Here is a 19,556-nt window from a genome sequence, read left to right on the forward strand (position 1 = left end):
AGCGAACTTATGACCTTGATCCATGCTGTCCTGCTCGGCCTGCATCTGCTGGCCGTAGCGCTGTGGGTAGGAGGCATGGCGACCGTCCTGCTGGCCGTGCGCCCCGCAGCGCTGCAAGTCCTGGAGGCGCCGCCGCTGCGCTTGCAGATGCTGACGGCAACGCTCGCGCGCTTCTTCAATCTGGTGCAGATCGCCATCACGGTCTTGCTCGCGACCGGCCTGCTGATGCTGACGCTGCTGGGTGGGCGTGCGCATTGGACCGCGCATGCGATGCTGGGCTTGGGCCTGCTGATGATGGGCTTGTTCGCGCATATTCGCTGGGCGCTGTTTCCGCGCCTGCAGCGGGCGGTGGCCGAGCAGGCCTGGCCTGCAGCCGGCGCCGCGATGAACGCTATTCGGCCTTGGGTTGGCTTCAATCTGGGCCTGGGTTGTGCGGTGGTCCTGATCGCGGTGCTGGGGCGCGCGCTGTAGGAGGCCTGGGCTTGCTGGGGCAGGATAGCCCGCAAGCCAAGGGGCCGTGATGCAAACAGATGCCCGGCGTTGACATCTGTCAACGGGACGGGACTTGTCACAGTTTCTCTGGATTGACGATGGCATGATTCCTCGCATCATCGCCATTACGTTCCCACTTCAACTGTGCCCGCCTCCTCTTCCCGTAGCGAAAAAGACTCGAAAGGCAGCAGCCATCGCCACTGGCTTGGGCTATTGGGGCTGATCTTGCTGCTGCGGCTGTTGACCCTGTCCAGCCTGCCGCTCACCGATCACACCGAGGCTCGTTACGCCGAAATTGCGCGCCTGATGCTGCAGTTGAACGACTGGATCAGCCCCCACATTACGCCCACGGAAGTTTTTTGGGCCAAGCCGCCCTTGTCGATTTGGGGTCAGGCCTTGTCCATGGGCATTTTTGGCGTCAGCGCCTGGGCGGCGCGTTTGCCGGCATTGCTGTGGAGTTGCATGGCTTTGGGCGCTTTGGGCTGGATGCTCAGGGGCAGCGTGAGTCGGCAGCAGATTTTGGCGGTCCTGGTGGCGCTGGCCTTGAGCCCCTTGTTCTTTATTGCTGCGGGTGCCGTGATGACCGATGCCACCCTGGCCGCCACGGCGCTGTTTGTGCAGGCGGCCTGGTGGCGGGTCTTGCGCTCGCAGGGTGCCGGCGAGCGCCGCCGCATGGCACGGTGGCTTGGCTTGGGGCTGGGTTTGGGGCTATTGGCGAAGGGCCCGGCGGCCGCCGTGTTGACCTTGCTGCCGATCTTCATGCATGCCGCTTGGCGGCAGCATTGGCCGGCCATTCGCGCGGTGGCGGGTGATTTCCAGGTGTGGCTGATCTGCCTGGTTGTGGCGCTGCCTTGGTATCTGGCGGCCGAGATCAAGACGCCCGGCTTTGTCGAGTATTTCGTCTTGGGCGAGCATGTGATGCGCTTCTTGCAGCCTGGCTGGGCCGGTGACCGCTACGGTTTTGCCCACGCTCAGCCCTGGGGCATCATCTGGCCCTACACGTTTCTTGCTGGCTTGCCGGCCGCGCTGATCTTGTTGCTGCGGACGCCCTATCTGCGAGTCAGTCAGGGGGCGGGGGCGCTGCGTGTGCAGTTTCAACAAGCGCCTGATGGTGTGGACTTGGCCTGTTATGCATTGTGCATCGGCTTGGCGCCACTGCTGCTTTTTTCGGCGTCCAGGAATTTGATCTGGACCTATGCGATGACGGCTTTGCCGGGCCTGGCCATCCTGGCCATCCTGGCCTGTCCGAAGGCTTGGTTTGCTCATGCCGCCAGTTGGGGACTCGGCCTCGCTTTGTTGCTGGTCTATGCCTTCGCTTTTATCTTCAAGCTGCCGCAAGAGGCGGCAAGACATTCTGCCTTGCCCTTGATTGCGGCTTATGCCGATGCCTGCGGCGCTCAGGACTGTCGCTTGAGCTATTCGAGCAAGCCCGACTATTCGGCCTATTTCTATACCGCCGGGCGGCTCTACGCCGGCATGCCGGGGCTGGCCTCGGCGCCGGCCTTCAAGGTCATTCAAATGGGCAAAAATTCACCGCTGCGTTCAAACGCCTTGGCCTGCAATGAGGATCAATGCCTGTTGCGTGATTCCGATGGTGGCCGGGCAAACGCGCCAGATTGAATCAAGTGACACATTGCGACGCCCCTCCACCAATACCGCCGCCGCTGCAGCCGCGCGAACGCCCCGGCCTGCTGTCCGTCGTTTTGCCGGCCTTCAATGAGGCGCTCAATTTGGTCGACTTGCTGCCCGAACTCTGCCGCGCCTTGGCGGATCAGGCCAAGCGCTTGGAACTGCTCGTCATTGACGATGGCAGTAACGACGACACAGCATGGGTGGTGCGGAGCAAGATTCAGCAAGGCTTGCCGGTGCGGCTGCTGCGCTTGTCGCGCAACTTCGGCAAAGAAGCCGCCCTTTGCGCCGGCCTGGATGCCGCTGAGGGTGAGGCTGTGCTGATCATGGATTCCGACGGACAACACCCGATTGCCACCGCGCTGCAGATGCTTGCAGAATGGCGCCGCGGTTTTGATATGGTTTACGGCGTACAGAATGGGCGCCGCGAGTCCCAGTCCTGGACCAGACGCGGCTTCACCCGACTGTTCTATTGGCTGATCCACCATGGCTCGCGCATCAATATGCCGCCCAATGCCGGAGATTTCCGCCTGCTTGATCGACGGGTGGTGCTGGCGCTGCGCACCTTGCCCGAACGAGCCCGCTATATGAAGGGGCTGTTCGCTTGGGTGGGCTTCACGACCAAGGCGATTGAATATGTGCCGCATTGCCGTGAGCATGGCGTATCCAGTTATGGCCTGGTGCAACTGTTGTCGTTTGCCCTGGTTGGTTTGACCGCCTTCACGAAAATGCCGCTACGCCTGGTGTCCCTGCTGGGGCTGCTGGTGTCGGTACTGTCGGTGGTGTTCGGCGTTTGGGTCGTTTTGGAAAAGACCTTGTTCGGGCAGCCGGTGTCGGGTTTCACCACCTTGGCGGCATCGATCACTTTTCTGGCCGGCGTGCAGCTTCTCTGCCTGGGGATCATTGCCGAATACCTGGGCCGCGTGTTTGATGAGGTCAAGCAGCGTCCCTTGTATGTGGTGCAAGACCTGACCCCGCCCTTGCTTACCGGCAAGTCGACACGGAACGAGGCCTCGGTGTGAGTTCTTTGCTCTGGTTCGGCCTGGTTGGTGCCGCTGCTGCGGCCGTGCATATGGTTGCGGTTTGGCTGCTGGTCTCAAGCTGGCAAATGGCGGCCCTGATCGCCAATGTATTGGGTTTCTTGCTGGCTTTTGGCGTCAGCTTTGTCGGCCATCACCGACTCAGTTTTGGCGCCCAAGAGGCCAGCGCTCGGCAAGCGCTGCCGCGCTTTGCCCTGGTCGCGTTGCTTGGCTTTGCGGCCAATGAGCTGCTCTATGCCTTGCTCTTGGCAACAGGGTTGGAATACCGCCTGGCCTTGTTTCTGGTGCTGTTGGCGGTGGCCTTGATGACCTGGCTGTTGAGCCGGTTTTGGGCTTTTCGTGCGGACCGCGGGCCCACTCGAACGTGAAGCACATTCAGATCTGCGCCGATGACTATGGCTTCGATGCTGCCATCAGCCAGGGCATTCTGGAATGCATCGATGCCGGCCGCATCAGTGCCACCGGCTGCATGGTGCTGTCGCCTGCCTGGCCGCAATGGGCGCCGGCCTTGCGTGAGCGACAAGGGTTGGCCGACTATGGCCTGCACCTGGACCTGAATGAATTTGCACCCTATGCCGAGGGCCGCAGCCTGTCGGGCTGGATCGCCGCCAGCTATTTGCGGCGGCTGGATGCGGGTGCGGCCGGTATCTGGGTAAATCAGCAGTTAGATGCATTTGAGTCGGCGCTGCGGGAGTCTCCCGCCTTTGTGGACGGCCACCAACATCTGCACCAATTGCCCATCATTCGAGAGGCGCTGCTGGCCGCCGTGAGTCGGCGTTATGGCAAAAGCTGTGCGCTGCGCTCAACGCGCGCTCTGGGCTGGCGTGGGGCCAAGGCTCGCGTGATCGAAAGTCTGGGGGCCTTGGCCTTGCGGCGGGGGGCAAGGTCCGCGGGTCTGCGCATGAACAGCGATTTCGCCGGGGTCTATGATTTTTCGCCGGCCGCCGATTACAGCGAATTGGTCAGCGATTGGCTCGCCACCTTGGCCGATGGCGGTTTGCTGATGACGCATCCGGGGCGGGCCGGCGGCACCGAAACCAGGCCGGACGCGATCCGGCCCGCGCGCGAGCGCGAGCGCGCCTTTTGGCTCAGCGCCGCTGCGGGGGAGTTGCTGGCCAGTCAAGGCGTGCAGTTAGGGCTATGTGAGGATTGGCCCTTGGCTTAAAAATGCATTCGGCGCGCCGCCGCTTACGGCTTGAACAGCGGTGACTTCCCGACCCACCCCTCAAATAGGGGCCACCCGTCGTGAGTGGCTATGGTTTTCCCGATTTTGCCGCCCATGCCCTATGCCGATTCGCGCCCGCTCTTTAAGCTCGCTGTTGCCGGCAGTGGGGTGTTCTTGCTGCGGTGTCACCATAGGAAAACTAGCGCATGAGACCCAGTTCCAAATCCTTGGCCATCTGCCTTCTCGCCCTGGCCCTTGGCGCCCCGGCCCATGCCGTCGGCGTGCGAGTCGAGGTTGTCGGTAGTGTCGAATACAGCGTGATCCAGGGCGGACTGAGTGGCGTCAAGGCCGGCGACCGCGCGGTAATGAGCTTCAATCTTGACTCGGATAACTACCTCAATAGCGAGAACTTTCCCACTCGCGGCTACCGCATCGACCTGGGCTCTTTTGACCTCAGCATCGGCGGCGTACATATGCAGCTGGACATGCCGCAAGCCGGCTCCGGCGACGCCTTGTTCGTGCTGCGCGACAACGACCCCGAAGTGGATGGCTTTTTCTTGTCTTTGGGGCCGGACGACCGGGTGCCCTTGTCCCTGCATGTGCCCGGTTTGGAGCCCGAGCATGAACTCGAATTCGGGCGCACCTTCAGCGTCAACACCGCCTTGCATTCGCTCAACATCCTGGACGCCGTGGGCGTTTATGGCTTCGAGAATATGTCCTCTTACCAATGGACGATGGGCCGCTTTGGCAACTACGGGCTTGAGGTCGGCTACGAAGGTATCAGCATCAGTGCGGTCCCCGAGCCGACGACGCAGGCGCTTTTCGGGCTTGGCGCGCTGGCCTTGCTGGGCATTGCCCGATGGTCTCGGCAGGGCAGTTTGGCGGGGTCGATGGCCTTGGCCCCATCAGTGCCAGAGTACCAGCGGTAGCAAGCCCCAGGCGGCCAGCAAGGCGCAGGCTTGCAGCAGCGCCAGCGCGGCCAGCAGGTCCGCAGCCTGGCGCTGGCACCCACTGAGCACCGCCTGCGCCAGCATCAAGCCGGGCAGGGCGAGCGTGGCGAGATAGACGCTCCAAGTCGCCGGCCCCGGGTCGCCGATCGCCAGCCAGGGCTGGGCCAAGAACAGCGGCAACGGCAAGAGCAGAGCCGCGCAAGCCAGCGCCGCAGCGCTCAGGGGCAGCAACCGGTTCGGCCCGGCATAGGGTGTCCGGGTCAGCTTCTTCAGCGCGAGCAAAAGCAGGCGCAAGAGCCAGTAGACCAGACCCAAGGTGCCGGCCGCCGCACTGGCCCACAAGCCGACGAATTCCCAGGTGCCAATTTGCCGCGCGCTGCGGTAGCCATCGCTGAGCACCTGCCGGCCCGCGGCATCCAGTGTCATTGCATGGCTGGCTTGGAGTCGGTCCTCTTGACGAGCCAACCTAGCGCCGGTCGGCCAGAGCAGGACGGGCACTCGACTCGCGATCGTCAAGCGCACGCTGCCATCGTCTTGTTCATCCACGGTCCAGCTATTGAACAAGCGGTCGACCAGACTCGCGGCTTCGAAACGATTCGGGGCAAGCACATAACGGCCTTGCCAAGCGGCGAGTGTGGCGTTCTTGGCTGCATGGCCGGCGGGCGCTGGCCTGCTCAGGCCCAGGTGCGCGATCAAGCTCGCATCGAAACGGCCGTAATCGGCCGTTTCGCTGTCGCTGTTCAAGGCAATGAAAAAGGCGCGTTGCTGCTCACGGTAAACGCACATCATGGCGCGGTAGCCGATCACGCTGCCGGCATGGCAAAGGCCGACGGCGCCGTGCCGGTCTCGCGTCGATAGGCCCAAGCCGTAACCCATCAACAGGCCGGCCCGGGCCGCATCGCTGGTGCTTGCTTGCCCCATGGCGGCCATCAATTCGGGCCGGATGAAGCGGGTGCCGGCCAGCTCGCCCGAGCCGAGCAGAAATTGCATCAGCCGGCCCATATCGGCCGCTGTGCTGGTGAATTGACCGGCAGGGCGCACCGCCACCGCCATGCTGGCCACCGTGCTGAGGTCACCTTGGTGGCCCCAGGCGAGGCGCGGATCGAAACCGGCCGTGCCTGGTTCCTGGCTGACAAACCCAAAGCTGCTGTCATGCATGCCCAGCGGAGCTAGCAGCTCCCGGTCGGCCCAGTTTTCATAACGTTCCTTGACCACGGATTCAAGCACCATCGCGGCGAGGGTGTAGCCAAGGTTGGAATAGGAGCAAACGCGGCCGGGCTCGCTGCGCAGGCGCAGCACGCTGGCGTCGCGCTGCAGCGCCAGGGCAAGGGATTGATCTGGGCTGGTTTTGGCGCTGAACATGTGCCATAGGCGCAAGTCCTCAAGCCCGGCCGTATGGTCGAGTAGATGGCGCAGCCGCACCGGGCTTGAGTTCGCCCAGGCGTTTTCGAAGCGCAGACCCGGCAACAAGGTCTCAACCGGCGCATCCAGGCTCAGCCGCCCCTCGCTGACCAAGCGCAACACAGCCAAGCTCAACAGCGTCTTGGTGACCGAGCCTAGATTGATCTTGGCGTCTACCGGCATCGGCCGCTGTTGGCCGGCATGAAAGTAGCCCACCGAATCGGTTTCCATTGCCCCGTCGCGCACCGTGCTGTAGACCGCGCCTGCCAATTGCTGAGCGGCCAACAGTTGGGTCAAGTCTTGCTTCAGCGCTTGAGCAGGGCTTGCTGATGCTCGAGTTTGAGGCGGCAGCACCCAGAGCAGCAGGCTCAAGAGGGCGGCAGATAGAGTGTGGAGGTTTCGCATTGAAGGGTTCGAGTCAACCTCTCAGGCCGTGCGTTGGGTGAGGCGTTTGCTCTTTCGGTACTCCGCCGGAGCGACGCCGGTCTTGTCCTTGAAGACCTTGTAGAAGCTGTTGCGGTTGTTGAAGCCGGCGCGGTAGGCGATGTCGGCTACGGTGAGCGTCGCCTGGTCTTGGCTTTCCAGCATCTGCAGCGCTTCCTGGTAGCGCAGCTCATTCAGGTAATCATAAAAGCTGCTGCCCAGATGCAGATTGAGCAGCTCGGAGAGTTGATGCGAGCTGACGCCCAGCAGCGCGGCGAGCTTGGCCAGCGACATTTCCTCGTCTTGGTGAGGTTTGTGCAGCTCGACCAGTTGCTGCAATTGTTCGCTGAGTTCGCGTGCGGCGGCCGGTGAAAGCTCCACCGCGCGCAAGGCAGGGGGGCTGGCCTCCGGCATGGCTTGCTCGACCTTGTCTTCGGCAAGGGCAAGGGCAGCCGACTCGGGCGCCGGTTCATGCTCGGCTTGGCTGATGAAGATCTCGGGTTGGTAGACCGCGAACAAGGCGATCAAATTGACATAGAGCGCCAACACCAGGGCCGCGCCCTGCAGCAAGGCTTGGGGCGGCAGCTTCTCCAGCCCGACTAGGGCGTAAATCATCAGGTCGAAGCAAGTCGCGGCGAACAGACCCAGGGCCAGGTAGAGCAGCCAATAGTAGCTGCTGTCGCGGTGCTGTAGCAGCAAGTTCCGCAGCTTGCTTTTGTGCCGGCGCAGCAGCAGCAAGCTCCATGCGGAGTAGGCCAAGACCTGCGCGAGCAAGAGCCATAGAACAATCGGCGCGTTCGGCCAGTCGGCAGCGCTCAGCGCCCCGGCACCGACCAGCAGCAAGGGCAGGGCGTGCAGCCCAATGCTCCGGGCCGAAGGCGCCGGTAGCAGCAAGGCTTGGCGCAGACTCATCAGCATCAAGGGCCCCCAGGCCCAGGTCAGCTTGTAGCTGAGCGCTTCGAGCCAGGCCAAGGGCAAGCCGCCGCGCGCTAGGCTCAGGTAGGCATTCAGCGGCGGCAGCATCAAGAGCGCCACAAAAGCGGCCATGGTCAGCCGGCTGCGGCGCTCGCCGCGGCGGCTCAGCAGCAAGGTCAGCAGAGTCCAGCAGCCCAGGCTGAAGGAGAACAAGAACCAGGCCTTCTGGGTTTCGATGTAGTCAATCATGGACGGGATGCTGGAGTCGGCAGTTGGGCTATTTGCCGTTTTGGAACGTTAACGCGGAAAGGTATCGAAGGTACCCGAGAATTGGATCAGACCGTTGTTCAAGCTCTGATACCAGGTGCCTGAGTTGGGCGTCTTGAAGGTGTAGACCATGGTGTAGGGCCAGCTGAAGAAGTCGCTGGTCTGAATGGCTTCCTCCACGGCGGTGTTGGCCGACAAGCGTTTGTAGCTGAACGTACCCTTGGAGTTGAGATTGCCCGGCCCGAAACCTTGCAGGTTCATCGTGCCGTCAAGCGCGTAGGTCTGCAGCACCAGTCCGGCGGTCGGGTAGACGCCCGGCGGCAGTTGCGGGGCGAGCGCGGACTTGATGATCAGCGCCACATGCAAGCCGGCGTTGGTGCTGGGTGCCAGCATTTGCTCGGCGCTTGGCTGGCTGGGTGCGCTGGTGAAATGGCCGCTGAGTACCTGTTGGCCGCTGCTCAGGGTTTGCACCCAGGTGCCGCTCTTTGCGGATTCGAAGGTGTAGCGGGTGGTGGAATGCAGTTGGCCCCCGACCTCGATCGAGCGGTCCTCCAGGATGTTGGCGCCCCGAAACCCGAGTTGATAAGTGCCGCTGGCGACACGGTGGCCCGCGCCGCCCGCACCTTGCGAGGTCCATTGCCCGCGTGGGAGATAGCGTTTGACGATCACACCTTGATTGGGCACGCCGGCGGCGCCGGCTGGCGAGACGGTCTCGATTTGAAGATTCAGGTCCAGTCCGACCAAGCCCGGCCGGGCCTGGGTCTCCGGCGGCGCCCATGCCTCATGGGCGCTCACCGAAGCGCTGCCAAACATGGCGCTGAAGGCGAACAGGCCCAGGGCAAGGGCGGCGCCCAAACTGCGCCGAGGCATAGAAGAGGGGGATTTGAGGGATTTCATATTGATGTGGCTGCTGATGAAAGGGCCGAGCGACATTGCTCATGGCTTGCCCGCGAATCGATACAAGCTGCATCGCGGGAAGACGCCGTCATCTTGCCCAGCGCCCTGTGTGGCGCTGTGTGTCTCGACCGAAGATGACAGATTCGGCGCTGAAATCCCCACCCGATGGGGCGTGCAGCAAAATGCCTGACCTTCACCAATGAGCTGAGTCTGTTTCCATGAACCCTTCCGTCGTGGCCGTCCATCAAAGCACGCAACATGAATTCAGCAAGACAAGTGGCGAGCGCATCAGGCTGCTGCTCGGGCAAGGCGTCGAGGGCGACGCGCATTGCGGCGTCACGGTCAAGCACCGCTCGCGCGTGGCGGTGGACCCGACCCAGCCCAATCTGCGCCAGGTGCATTTGCTGCAGGCCGAGCTGTTTGACGAGCTGGCCGCGCGTGGCTTGATGGTCGCGCCGGGGCAGATGGGCGAGAACATCACGACCCGGCGCATCGATCTGCTGAGCCTGCCGCAGGGCACCAAGCTGATGATCGGGGCCGAGGCGGTCGTCGAGTTGACCGGCTTGCGCAACCCTTGTGGGCAGATCGAGAACTTTCTGCCCGGCCTTTTGGCCGCCGTGCTGGACCGTGGCCCCGAGGGTCAGTTGATCCGCAAGGCCGGCGTGATGGGTGTCGTGCTGGCGGGTGGCGAGGTCAAGCCCAGGGATCAAATCCGCATCGAGTTGCCGCAGGGCGAACAGCGGCCGCTTGAGCGAGTTTGAAAAAACGGTCTTAGCAGACCTTGTTCAAGGCCAGGGCTAATCGCGCACCGGCCTTGGCATTGTTTTTTACCAGCGCGATATTCGTCGCCAGGCTGCGGCCCAAGGTCAGCGCCTTGATGCGGGCCAGCAAGAAGGGGGTGACCGCCTTGCCTTGCACGCCTTGTTCGGCCGCTTCCTGCAAGGCCTGATGGGTGATGCGCTCAATCTCCTCGCGCGGCATCGCCTCGTCAGTCGGCACCGGGTTGCTGATCACCACGCCGCCGGCCAGCCCCAAGGCCCATTTGGTTTGCAAAAAGGCCGCCTGCTCTGCGGCCGAGTCGATGCGGAAGTCGGCCTTGAAGCCGCTGTCCGGCGTGTAGAAGGCTGCGAAGTTGGCCTGGCCTATGCTGAGCACCGGCACGCCATGGGTCTCCAGATATTCCAAGGTCAGGCCAATGTCCAAGATCGACTTGGCGCCGGCGCAGACCACTGCCACCGAGCTTTGCGCCAACTCCTGCAGGTCGGCCGAAATGTCGAAGCTGGTTTCGGCGCCCCGGTGCACACCGCCGATGCCGCCGGTGACGAAAACGCGGATGCCGGCCAGCGCCGCGCAAATCATCGTCGCGGCGACGGTGGTGGCGCCGATCTTGCCGCTGCTCAGCACAAAGGGGAGATCACGGCGGCTGACCTTCATCGCGTCGGGCGACTGGCCCAGCAACTCCAGTTCCTCGTCGGACAGGCCGACGCGGATCTTGCCGCCCAGCACCGCGATGGTGGCCGGCACGGCGCCGCCGGCGCGGATGAGGGCCTCGACCTCGCGCGCGGTCTGCACATTCTGCGGGTAAGGCATGCCGTGCGAAATGATGGTGCTTTCCAGCGCCACGATGGGCAGGCCGGCGGCACGCGCGGCGGCCACTTCGGCGGAGAAACTCAGGAATTCGGAGGCGTTCTTCATGGGGATAGCAGCGCAGGGCTGAGTTCGGGCGAGACGGTGTGTTCGGATTGCAAGGTCAGTCGGGCCAAGCTCATACCCAGTCGGCATGCGGCAGCCAAGTCATCGGGCGCTTGGCTCAAGCCCGCGCAGACTCCGGCGGCAAACGCGTCACCGGCGCCGGTCACGTCGACCACCTTGGCGCGCTTGGGTTTGAGGGACTTCAGCGCCTCGCCGACCGCGCCAAAGCAAAGCGCATCTGCGCCCTGCGTGACGATCAAGCGCTGCAGACCACGCGCGCTGAGGCGCTGGTGAGCCAGAGCCAGGTCGGCATCGTTCTCGATGGGCATGCCGGCGCAGGCCGAGAGCTCATCGCGGTTCAGCATCAGCAGGCTCAAGCCGTGCAGATCGGTGGGCAGGCGGGCCATCTTCGGCGCTGACACCGCCACCGCGACCAAGGGCGCGCTGCCCTCGGCTTGCGCCTCCAGCAGCAGTTGTTGAATGCTGTCGGCGGGCAGGTTGAGGTCGATCAGCAGCAGGCCGGCCTGCGCGCGCTGCGCCGCGCATTGACGCAAAAAGTCCGGCGTCATGCGCTCGCACAAGTCCATCTGCGCCAGACCCAAGGCCAGGCTGCCGTCCGGGTTGAGCACCGCGGTGTAGCTGCCCGTCGGGGCGTCGGCGGCGATCAGGCTGGCGCTGCTGTCCACACCCAGCTGCTTGGCCTGCGCCAACAGTGAGCGCCCGGCTGCGTCCTCACCAAAGGCGCTCAGCAGATGCACGGGCAGGCCCAGGCGGGCCAGGTTTTCGGCTACATTGCGCGCCACGCCGCCGGGGCTTTCGCTTGAGACTGCCGGGTTGGAGTTGCTCATTTGCAGGGCGGCCAGGCCGCGCAGCTTGCGGTCGATATTGCTGCCGCCTAGGCAGACGATAGGTCGGCGCTGCGGCAAGACATAGGCGCGGCCGAGGATGCGCCGCTCGCGCGTCAGCGCCGCGACATGGCCGGCGATGGCCGAGCGTGACAGGCCGAGCTGCTCGGCCAGATCTTGCTGGCTGATGAAGGGGTTGTGCTGAATCAGACCCAGCAACTGCTCTTTTTTGGAGTCCATCGGCGCATCATATAACAAGTGTCCTTTGTAGTAGACACTTGTCTATGCGCCGATTCAAGGCGCGATGGATGCAGCGCGCAACTTCAGACCGACCGCCTGCGTCATCGTTTGCAGTTTGGGGTTGATCGCAGCGCCGCTGTCTTCGGCAACCTTTTCGCCCAGCGTGCGCTCAAGTTCCGGCGCCAGCTTCTCGAACTTCTTCTTCACCGGCGACTCCAGCAGCGCAATGATCTGGCGCAACTCCTCGTCGTTGAATTGCTGCAGCAGCAAGGGGCTCAGCGTTGGCTTGAGCAGGCGCTGCGCGCTCTGGCGCGCCAAGGGCGTGGCCTCATCGACATAGGTCTGCACATCGCTGCTGATGTCCTTGAGCGTGCGGTCGCGCTTCTCGGCGCTGACGCGGCCCTGCAGCGCGATGCGGGCTTGCTCCATCGCGCTGGCGGCTGGCCGCTGCACCATCACCACCGCCACATCGTCGACATGCCAAAGCGTCAATAGCTTGTCGACCAGCGCTTGGCGGGCGTCGGCGGCTTGTGCTTGGGCAGCGCCGCACAGCAGGCTGGCGCTCAAGATGAGGGCTGCGAGGCGAGTAATCTTGTAGAGAGTTTTCATTGGGAATCAAGAGGCAAGAGCTGCTTAAAAATCATGCGACATGGCCACGCCCGCATAGCGGATGCGGATGCCGCCGTTGATGTCCAAGCCGGCATAGGGGTTGTAGATCACGTTGAAAAAGTTATTGCAATTGAGGTTGCAACTGGTGTTGGCCGGCAGGTCGAACTTGCCATGCGCATAGCTGGCGGTGACGTCGAAACGAGTGCCGCCCTTGGTGGTGTAGCCCAAGCCCAGGCTTTGGACGACCAGGTCGGGCATAGGCGCGATCAGGTCCATCGCCGAGCGCGGCACCGAGCTTTTGCGCGGCTCGTAGCCGGCGCGCACATGGATGCTTTGGCCAACGCTCAGGTCCATGCCATAGCCAAAATGAACCGGGCTTTTGTAGCCGCGCGGAATGATCAGCCTGCTGGCGTCGGCCTGGCCGAACAGGCGCGCCATTTGCAGCAGCGCGATTTGCTGGTCGAACTGGAAGGTCATCTTGTCCCAGCGCTTCCAGTTGGTCCAGTTGGCGTCGATATTGAATTGCAAAAAGGACAGCGGCTTGATCTTGATGCCGATCTGCGCATGCTCGGGGAAGGGCAGCACCAGCGTCACATTGCCGCTTTGCACCTCGGGGATGGAGGTCGGCATGCCGAAGGTGGCGGCCATGATGGGGCCTTGCAGGCTGGCATACATGCCTTCGACGAATTTGCGCAGCATCGGCTCGGCGCTGAAGCTGAAGCGCCCCGTCATCGCGGTGTTGGAACCGAACTGATAGCTGGCGCCAAAAGCGAACCAATCCTTGGGCTCCCAGAGCATGCCGATATTGAGCGTCGGGTCGACCGGCGCGGTCAGCTCGAAGTCCATATTGCCGGCCTTGCCGAAGGGGCGCACGCGGCCCTCCTTGCCGCCGCCGCACAGGCCAAAGGCCAAGGCGTCGAGCGGGTTGCCGTTGTCGCCGCACCAGGCATCTTGCAGCTTTCCAATGGTGCCGAGTAACTCGTTAGGCATGCGCATATCGGTATTCAGCGCAAAGCCCTGATGCGCGATCGGCACGCCCAGGCCGAAGCTCAGGGTGTCGCTGAACTTGTAGGCCGCCGTGGGTGATAGATAGACCAGGCGCTGAATCACCACCTTGCGGCCGTCAAAGCGGGCCGGGTCATTGGGGTCCTTGGTACGGTCAATGCCCACCGCCATCGGCACATAGGAGGCGGTGCCGAAGGTCCATTTGGAGTCGGCCGCGTGAAAAGCCATGCCCAGGCCGGCGCCGATCGCCGTGGGCATCGGTGGCTTGATGGGGCCATAGATCGGAATGAAGATCGAGCTGCGAACGTTGTCGCCGGTGCGCGTGTTGTTGAGCGGGTCTTCCTTGAAACCGCCGATGTCAAAGCCTTCCGGCTGATGAAAGCTGGCATAGGGCTTGATGCTGGCGCCGAAGACGGCATCTTGCTTGCGGTCCTGCTTTATCCGCGTCAGGCCGGCCGGGTTGAAGTGAATGGAATCAATGCCCGGCGGATCGGCCACCACCGCATTGCCCAGCGACATCGCAACGACGCTGGCGCCGAGGTTGTCGGTCAAGGCGGCCAGGCCCGGCTTGGCGAGCAGCAAGCCCAAGACGAGCGCGAACAGTTTGCTGGGCCGACAAAGGCCCACCCTAACGCTAATCATGATCGGCTCAGAAGTTCAGCGGGATATTGCAACCCAGCGTGAAGGCCGGCGCATCCGGCCCCAGGCCGACGCCGACCGACACATTGACGGTGGTCTGCGGCGTGGCGCGCACGCCGAGGCCAAAGCTCAAGAGCCCCGAGGTCTGGGTGGAGGTCTGGCTGGTCTTGCCATCGGCCAGGATCAACTTGGTCTTAGCCGAGATGGTTTCCTGGAAGGACACCGTGGTCGAGACCTTGTAGGACAGCGCATAGGCAAAACCCATGCCGAAACCGAAGCTGGCACCCGGATTGACACCGGTCAGCGTGGCGTTGTCGTTCAACTTTTGGCTCAGATGGCGCACCGGTGCACCCAGCGTCAACGAGATCGAGCCGAACAAGGCCACCGGGTCCATCACCTTGGACGTGTTGGCGCCCAGGGTCAGCGCGGTGAAGCCCGAGCCGGTGCTCAGGCCCTGGCCGGCCGTCACCTTGAAGGGGCTGCGTCCGGTCGGCAGGCGCAGCGATGTGGAGGTGGTGAAGGAGGGCATGTCGCGGCTCAGCGACATCGGCTGCCAGCGCAGGCCCAGGCCGATATCGCCAAAGCCATTGCTCATGCCGGAGTAGGTCTCCGATTCGGAGAATTTGCTGACCAGGGGTACGACGACATTGGCCGTCATGTTGTCGCGCAGGCCATAGTCGGCCGAGAAGCTGTTGGTGACGCTGTGCGAGCGGGTGTTCTGGATGTTGAACAGCGTCAGCGTCGAATCGGCGAACTTGGCGTTGATCTGTTGCGTGCCGATATAGGCGTAGCCGAAATCGTAGGTCAGGGCCATCTTGCCCTTGCGGATCAGTGAATATTGCTTGTCTTGCGCGCTCAGCGCGGCCTTGAGGATGGCGGTTTGGTCGCTGTCGCTGTCTTGTTTGGCCAAGGCCTCGCGGGCGGCGTCTTTGCTGGGGTCGGCGGCAGCCTTAACGGTACTTTGGGCTTGGGCGGAAGCGGCTATCAGCAGGGCGGTGGAGAGGAGGATCTGCAGGGATTTCATGGTCAGCGTCGGAGATTGAAAATGCCAAAGTTGGCTTGGACGGCGTTGCGCAAGGCTTCGCTGTTGTCCGGCAGGGGAAGGTTGGCGTGGCGGCGCACCAGGTCGTCATCGATGACGCCCAGTTCTTCGTCGCCAATCGCCAGCAGGGAAAGGGTTTTCTGGCCCTGGCTTTTGCCCGGTGTCAGCAGGAATAGCGTGTTACGGTCCCAGAGTTCCTCGAACTCCTGGGTCGAGAAGACGATGTGACCCATCGCCGGGTCGGCCAAAAAAACCCGGCCGTCGCGGATGCCGCGAAACACCACAAAATGTTTGAAACCGGCATAGTCGATCGGCAGAATAGCCGGCTGCGTCAGCTCGGCCAGATCCTTCATCGAGGCGCGAAAGCCCGCACCCTCGGCGCCCAGGCTGACCACATAGCGCTTCATGTCCAAGAGCGAGAAGCCGCGCCGTTCGATGATCTTGTCGCGCTCGCCGAAGGCCAGCATGCCCTCCATCGCCTGCTGCTCGTTGACTCGGATGCCGAGGTAGTTGTTGATGACGGTCACCAGCGCGGCCGAGCCGCAGCTGTAGTCATAGGCCTGGTGGACGATGTTGCGGAACTTGATTTCCGACAGCGGTTCCATGCGCACCGACAGCGGTGCCACGCCGCCGCCGACCTGCCCCAGCGGCAGCTCGTACTGGTTCTCCGGCATGTCCTGAAACGGATGCTGGGTATTCACCGTCGCACCGCCAATCAAGGCCGCGACCGCGCCGAGCAAGATCATCCACATAATTCAACGCTCCGAATCTTCATATTTACTTGGCCCAGAGCAAGACCTGACCCTGCATCTGCACGCTGCCGTTGAGCTGAATCTGGCCCAGGCTGGCCGCTATCGGCGCCAGCGGATCGCTCTGCACGCCGATGGCCTTGACGCCAAAATCCTTGAAGCCCAGAAAGGTCGGCAGCGTCAGCTGAATCACGTCGCCGACCTCGGCCGGCCCGCTCACGGCCTGCACCGTCAGACCGAGTAAGTCCAGCGTGCCGCTGAGCTTGTGCAGCAGCAAATAGCTTTTGTTGCCGCCGACCTGGAAGCCGAGGCTGACGCGGTTCTCGGAACTCGCGCCGGTGTTGAGTTCCAGGTGCGCGTTCAAGACAATCCCGCCGCGCCCCGTCACGCCGCCCAGCTCCTCGTCGGACAAGGCGTTGGCGGCCTGAACCAGCTGCGGCAGCAGGCAAGCGGCCAGCAGAGCGAGGGCGAGGGCAATGGTGCGACAGCGTTGCATGGCTCAGGGTCCCGTCTTCAACCGCACATCGAGGTACTGGATCTGCATGCTGCCGATGCGGCTGCTGCCCAGGTCGAGATTGGGGCCGAGCTCGCTTTTGAAGGCGATGTTGTCGACAAGCAAGCTGCCGGCAGGCGCCTGTCCTTGGCTCGGCCAGGCCAAATTCAGATGCAAAAAGCCACCGGTCTCGGGCGTGCTGATGGCGTTGAGCAGCAGCGGCTGGCGGTCCAGATCGGCGACGCGCCAGAGGCTGCTGCCGAGTTGGCCCTCGGCCGTTGCCGCCGCCAGGTGAATGCCGCTCAGGCTGAATTGCTCGGCCTTGTCGGCACGTCCACGCGGGCGCAGCAACAGGGCGCCGACATCCAGGCGCAGGCCCAGGCCGAAGGCAATGCCCTGCTCGTTCGGGTCGGCGCTGGGCGCCAGGCTCAGCGTGCCGCCATAGCTGCGCAGGTCTTGTAGCAGCAGCGCGCCGGCCTTGAATTCCGGGGCCGTGCTGTTGCGCTTGTCGATCAGGCTCAGGTCGGCGGCAAACTGCCAGCTCAGACGGCTATTGAGATTCGACGGCTCGCTCAAGACCACGCGGTCCGGCATGCCGGCCGGCCCCTTGATCAGGCTCAGCTGATAGGGGTCGGAGAAAGTGGCGGTGAGATCGTCCGAGCGTGACAGCGCAAAGTTGGACAAACTCAGGCCGGAGCCATCCGCCGCGCCCAGCCGCAGGGTCAGCGGGCCCTCGAGCGCGAAGCCGCGCAGATTGAAGGCGAAGCCATCGCGACCTTGGACGCGGGCCAGATCTTCGTCTGAAATCGGCGTTAGCGCCGAGGCGACGGAGACGAATGCAAGCCCAGCAAGCACCAACAGAGCCCGCATGGCTCTGATGTATGTAAGGCTGTTGGGGCGCTGCATGGTCTTCAGCCGCCGCCGGGTTTGGTCAATAGCGGTGGCAGGACAGGCGGCAGGTTAGGCGGTAGGACTGCATTCAGATTGCCGGCGCTGAGTTTGTCGCGCCAGTTCATCCAGATGCCCGCTTGGGCGATATCCGGCGCGGCCATGCCGGCCACCGCCGCCGGGAATTGCACCGCGCTTCTCAGCACTGACAGGAATAGATCGCGGCTCGGCCCGGCCGCGTCGCCCGCTTGCAGGCTGCCGATCTGCGCCAGGCTGAAGGGGCAGGCGCCGGCGCCGCAATTGCCGCCGTCCCAGCGCTTGCCGCCCAGCGGGTCTTGGCGCGAGTCGAGCACGGAGGCGCTTTGGCCATCGGCAATCGCGAGCGAGCCGCTGATGTTTTTGGCACTCAGGCCGAAGGCGCCGCTGACGCCTTCAAAGCCCAGGCGCATGCCGACGATCTCGCGCTGACTGGCGTTGCCCGCTTGGGCATAGACCAGTTCGAAATAGGGGTTGCTCAGCGCCACGGTGCGCTGCGCGTCAATCAAATCGCTGCGGCCAAATTGCAGCCTGGTGATGTCGATATCGGCGCCGCTGCCATTGCGCGCTGCATAGTTGTATTCACCCAGGCGCAGATTGGAGAAATTGGCGCTCAGCTTCAGGTCAGCATTCAGCGTGATGCGCGAAAAGTCCAAGCCGTTCAGGCTCACATTGCTGATGGCGACCATCGCCTGACCCCAGACGCCGGCCAACTCGGCGTCCGGCAGCGGTGCCATCTGGCTTTGTTCGGCCCGCACGGCGCTGCCGCTGAACAAGGCCAGCAGGAGCACGCTCAAGCAAGCAATTATTCGAGCCATCATCAGCGCGCCCACATCCATATTTTCGAGCCCTGCAGATCGATATTGGTGAAGGCAAAGCTGCCGAAGGCCGCGCTGCTATTGCCCATGGTCACCGAGCCCACGCTCAGGCTCGGGCTCAGTCTGTGGTCAAGCCCGGCATTGGGCAGCGCGAACTGAATCACATCGCTATGGCCGTCGTAAGTGCCGGTACTCAGCAGGCGGCCGATGCCGGCCGCGCCGTCGGCGCCGTAAGCGGCCATCGAGTTGCTCATCGCCGTGCCGAAGCTGGCCGAGTTCAGCAGGTCGACCGTCATCACGAACATGCCGCGCAGCGTGATGTTGTTGAAGGAGATGCTGCCGCCATCGGGGTTGGCCGCGCTCCTTGTGCTGTAGCTGAATGAACCGATCTTGATGTCCAGGTCGGCCGCCAGCGTGACGCCGTCGCGGCCATGCACCTCGGCCAGATCCGCGTCGTCCATGCTGCTCATGGCGCGCGCCGCACTGCTCAGCAAGAGCAGCGCGAATGCGAGCAGCATCGGCAGATGGAAGCGGTTCATGTGAATGGGGTGTTAGGTCAATTTGCTGCGGAGAAAAATTCGGCCCGGCAAAGGGCGCCGGGCCGAGACTTGCTCTCAAGGGTTCAAATCAAGCTTGGCTCAATGTGCCCAGATCCAGAACTTGGAACCTTGCAGGTCCATGTTGTTGATGGCCACGCTGCCGAAGGACTTGTTGCCCACGCTATTGCCCAGGGTGATGCCGGCAACCGTGATGCTTGGGCTCAACTTGGAGTCCATCTTGGCGTTGGGGAAGGCGAACTGCACGACGTCGCTGGCCGCGTCATAGATGGCTGCGCCGGTCGCTGCGCCAAAGGTGTCAAAGGTTGCCGAAGTCAGCTTGCCCAGTTGGCCCGCGACGGCTGCGCCGCCGGCGGTAGGTGTGACCGGCAAGCCAGCAGCCAAGGCCTTGCCGATGTCGGCGTCGGCTTGTGTGTAGCCCAGGTGCGCACCGATGGAGTCGGCCACATTGCTGACGAAGGCGCTCTTGTTCAGGATGTCCAGGGTCATCACGAACATGCCCTTGATGCCGATGTTGTTGAAGGAGACCGAACCGCCGTTGGTGTCGGTGTCGGTGTACTTGAACGAACCGATATTGATGTTCAGGTCACCGGCGATCGAGACACCGTCCTGGCCGCTGACTTGCGCCAGCGCGCCGTCGTCAATGGCGGTCATCGCGGAAGCCGACAGGGAAGCGGCGAGCAGGGCAGCGACGGCGGAAAGTTTGAATGCGTTCATTTGAATATCTCCAGAATTGACTAGTTGATTGATTGAATGAATAAAAG

Annotated in this window: 21 protein-coding genes; 7 read left to right on the forward strand and 14 right to left on the reverse strand. The window is 63.2% G+C overall.

Features of this window, described 5'->3' with window-relative positions:
• Window positions 1–9: 9 nt before the first annotated feature.
• The 6 genes from LNV07_RS08345 (at window position 10) to LNV07_RS08370 (ending at window position 5,255) form a co-directional block, all read left to right on the forward strand.
• Complete coding sequence (locus LNV07_RS08345; protein ID WP_263570720.1) at window positions 10–471, forward strand: CopD family protein; 462 nt, start codon at window positions 10–12, stop codon at window positions 469–471.
• 165 nt (window positions 472–636) lie between these two features.
• Window positions 637–2,112, forward strand: coding sequence for an ArnT family glycosyltransferase (locus LNV07_RS08350; protein WP_263570721.1), 1,476 nt, complete (start codon window positions 637–639; stop codon window positions 2,110–2,112).
• 5 nt (window positions 2,113–2,117) lie between these two features.
• Window positions 2,118–3,143: a glycosyltransferase family 2 protein gene (locus LNV07_RS08355; RefSeq protein WP_263570722.1), complete on the forward strand. Its 1,026-nt coding sequence runs from the start codon at window positions 2,118–2,120 to the stop codon at window positions 3,141–3,143.
• Window positions 3,140–3,529: a GtrA family protein gene (locus tag LNV07_RS08360; protein WP_263570723.1), complete on the forward strand. Its 390-nt coding sequence runs from the start codon at window positions 3,140–3,142 to the stop codon at window positions 3,527–3,529. The genes LNV07_RS08355 and LNV07_RS08360 overlap by 4 nt, the downstream gene beginning before the upstream one ends.
• Window positions 3,526–4,326, forward strand: a complete 801-nt coding sequence (locus LNV07_RS08365) for a ChbG/HpnK family deacetylase (RefSeq protein ID WP_263570724.1) — start codon at window positions 3,526–3,528, stop codon at window positions 4,324–4,326. The genes LNV07_RS08360 and LNV07_RS08365 overlap by 4 nt, the downstream gene beginning before the upstream one ends.
• A gap of 206 nt (window positions 4,327–4,532) precedes the next feature.
• Window positions 4,533–5,255, forward strand: a complete 723-nt coding sequence (locus LNV07_RS08370) for a PEP-CTERM sorting domain-containing protein (protein ID WP_263570725.1) — start codon at window positions 4,533–4,535, stop codon at window positions 5,253–5,255.
• Here LNV07_RS08370 and LNV07_RS08375 read toward each other — a convergent pair.
• From LNV07_RS08375 to LNV07_RS08385, 3 genes are all read right to left on the reverse strand, one after another.
• Window positions 5,232–6,974 carry a serine hydrolase domain-containing protein gene (locus LNV07_RS08375; protein ID WP_263570726.1) on the reverse strand — a complete coding sequence of 581 codons (1,743 nt, stop codon included), beginning with the start codon at window positions 6,972–6,974 and terminating at the stop codon, window positions 5,232–5,234. The two genes, LNV07_RS08370 and LNV07_RS08375, sit on opposite strands and share 24 nt — an antisense overlap.
• Window positions 6,975–7,103: 129 nt before the next feature.
• Complete coding sequence (locus LNV07_RS08380; RefSeq protein ID WP_263570727.1) at window positions 7,104–8,264, reverse strand: helix-turn-helix domain-containing protein; 1,161 nt, start codon at window positions 8,262–8,264, stop codon at window positions 7,104–7,106.
• Window positions 8,265–8,312: 48 nt separating this feature from the next.
• Entirely contained in the window at window positions 8,313–9,152 is an 840-nt protein-coding gene (locus LNV07_RS08385) for a hypothetical protein (RefSeq protein WP_263570728.1), read from the reverse strand.
• A 245-nt stretch (window positions 9,153–9,397) separates the two neighbouring features.
• On the opposite strand from LNV07_RS08385, the gene LNV07_RS08390 reads away from it, so the two are divergent.
• Window positions 9,398–9,940, forward strand: coding sequence for an MOSC domain-containing protein (locus LNV07_RS08390; protein ID WP_263570729.1), 543 nt, complete (start codon window positions 9,398–9,400; stop codon window positions 9,938–9,940).
• A 10-nt stretch (window positions 9,941–9,950) separates the two neighbouring features.
• On the opposite strand, the gene LNV07_RS08395 is transcribed toward LNV07_RS08390, so the two are convergent.
• The 11 genes from LNV07_RS08395 to LNV07_RS08445 form a co-directional block, all read right to left on the reverse strand.
• The gene (locus LNV07_RS08395; RefSeq protein ID WP_263570730.1) at window positions 9,951–10,874 is read right to left on the reverse strand and encodes a pseudouridine-5'-phosphate glycosidase; all 924 of its coding nucleotides are present in this window, start codon (window positions 10,872–10,874) and stop codon (window positions 9,951–9,953) included.
• Window positions 10,871–11,956, reverse strand: coding sequence for a carbohydrate kinase (locus tag LNV07_RS08400; RefSeq protein WP_263570731.1), 1,086 nt, complete (start codon window positions 11,954–11,956; stop codon window positions 10,871–10,873). The genes LNV07_RS08395 and LNV07_RS08400 overlap by 4 nt, the downstream gene beginning before the upstream one ends.
• A gap of 54 nt (window positions 11,957–12,010) precedes the next feature.
• Window positions 12,011–12,565 (reverse strand): DUF2059 domain-containing protein, encoded by a 555-nt coding sequence (locus LNV07_RS08405; RefSeq protein WP_263570732.1) that lies wholly within the window; start codon window positions 12,563–12,565, stop codon window positions 12,011–12,013.
• Window positions 12,566–12,589: 24 nt separating this feature from the next.
• Window positions 12,590–14,212, reverse strand: a complete 1,623-nt coding sequence (locus tag LNV07_RS08410; protein ID WP_263570733.1) for an OmpP1/FadL family transporter — start codon at window positions 14,210–14,212, stop codon at window positions 12,590–12,592.
• Between the two features lie 7 nt (window positions 14,213–14,219).
• Entirely contained in the window at window positions 14,220–15,233 is a 1,014-nt protein-coding gene (locus LNV07_RS08415) for a transporter (protein ID WP_263570734.1), read from the reverse strand.
• A 2-nt stretch (window positions 15,234–15,235) separates the two neighbouring features.
• The gene (locus LNV07_RS08420) at window positions 15,236–16,003 is read right to left on the reverse strand and encodes a C39 family peptidase (RefSeq protein WP_263570735.1); all 768 of its coding nucleotides are present in this window, start codon (window positions 16,001–16,003) and stop codon (window positions 15,236–15,238) included.
• Window positions 16,004–16,028: 25 nt separating this feature from the next.
• On the reverse strand, window positions 16,029–16,496 hold the full coding sequence (locus LNV07_RS08425) for a hypothetical protein (protein ID WP_263570736.1): 468 nt from the start codon (window positions 16,494–16,496) through the stop codon (window positions 16,029–16,031).
• 3 nt (window positions 16,497–16,499) lie between these two features.
• Complete coding sequence (locus tag LNV07_RS08430; protein ID WP_263570737.1) at window positions 16,500–17,363, reverse strand: hypothetical protein; 864 nt, start codon at window positions 17,361–17,363, stop codon at window positions 16,500–16,502.
• Between the two features lie 41 nt (window positions 17,364–17,404).
• A complete protein-coding gene (locus LNV07_RS08435) occupies window positions 17,405–18,208 on the reverse strand; it encodes a hypothetical protein (protein WP_263570847.1) in 804 nt (267 codons plus the stop codon).
• A 29-nt stretch (window positions 18,209–18,237) separates the two neighbouring features.
• Window positions 18,238–18,774, reverse strand: coding sequence for a DUF6160 family protein (locus tag LNV07_RS08440; protein WP_263570738.1), 537 nt, complete (start codon window positions 18,772–18,774; stop codon window positions 18,238–18,240).
• A gap of 99 nt (window positions 18,775–18,873) precedes the next feature.
• Entirely contained in the window at window positions 18,874–19,509 is a 636-nt protein-coding gene (locus LNV07_RS08445; protein WP_263570739.1) for a DUF6160 family protein, read from the reverse strand.
• Window positions 19,510–19,556: the final 47 nt, after the last annotated feature.

The organism is Roseateles oligotrophus, from assembly GCF_025717515.1.
Classification (GTDB): Bacteria; Pseudomonadota; Gammaproteobacteria; order Burkholderiales; family Burkholderiaceae_C; genus Paucibacter_A; species Paucibacter_A oligotrophus.

Coding starts and splice junctions, on each gene's coding strand:
- LNV07_RS08345 (WP_263570720.1), top strand. CDS start 10: ATGACCTTGATCCATGCTGTCCTGCTCGGCCTGCATCTGCTGGCCGTA.
- LNV07_RS08370 (WP_263570725.1), top strand. CDS start 4,533: ATGAGACCCAGTTCCAAATCCTTGGCCATCTGCCTTCTCGCCCTGGCC.
- LNV07_RS08380 (WP_263570727.1), bottom strand. CDS start 8,264: ATGATTGACTACATCGAAACCCAGAAGGCCTGGTTCTTGTTCTCCTTC.
- LNV07_RS08385 (WP_263570728.1), bottom strand. CDS start 9,152: ATGCCTCGGCGCAGTTTGGGCGCCGCCCTTGCCCTGGGCCTGTTCGCC.
- LNV07_RS08390 (WP_263570729.1), top strand. CDS start 9,398: ATGAACCCTTCCGTCGTGGCCGTCCATCAAAGCACGCAACATGAATTC.
- LNV07_RS08395 (WP_263570730.1), bottom strand. CDS start 10,874: ATGAAGAACGCCTCCGAATTCCTGAGTTTCTCCGCCGAAGTGGCCGCC.
- LNV07_RS08400 (WP_263570731.1), bottom strand. CDS start 11,956: ATGGACTCCAAAAAAGAGCAGTTGCTGGGTCTGATTCAGCACAACCCC.
- LNV07_RS08405 (WP_263570732.1), bottom strand. CDS start 12,565: ATGAAAACTCTCTACAAGATTACTCGCCTCGCAGCCCTCATCTTGAGC.
- LNV07_RS08410 (WP_263570733.1), bottom strand. CDS start 14,212: ATGATTAGCGTTAGGGTGGGCCTTTGTCGGCCCAGCAAACTGTTCGCG.
- LNV07_RS08415 (WP_263570734.1), bottom strand. CDS start 15,233: ATGAAATCCCTGCAGATCCTCCTCTCCACCGCCCTGCTGATAGCCGCT.
- LNV07_RS08420 (WP_263570735.1), bottom strand. CDS start 16,003: ATGTGGATGATCTTGCTCGGCGCGGTCGCGGCCTTGATTGGCGGTGCG.
- LNV07_RS08425 (WP_263570736.1), bottom strand. CDS start 16,496: ATGCAACGCTGTCGCACCATTGCCCTCGCCCTCGCTCTGCTGGCCGCT.
- LNV07_RS08430 (WP_263570737.1), bottom strand. CDS start 17,363: ATGCGGGCTCTGTTGGTGCTTGCTGGGCTTGCATTCGTCTCCGTCGCC.
- LNV07_RS08440 (WP_263570738.1), bottom strand. CDS start 18,774: ATGAACCGCTTCCATCTGCCGATGCTGCTCGCATTCGCGCTGCTCTTG.
- LNV07_RS08445 (WP_263570739.1), bottom strand. CDS start 19,509: ATGAACGCATTCAAACTTTCCGCCGTCGCTGCCCTGCTCGCCGCTTCC.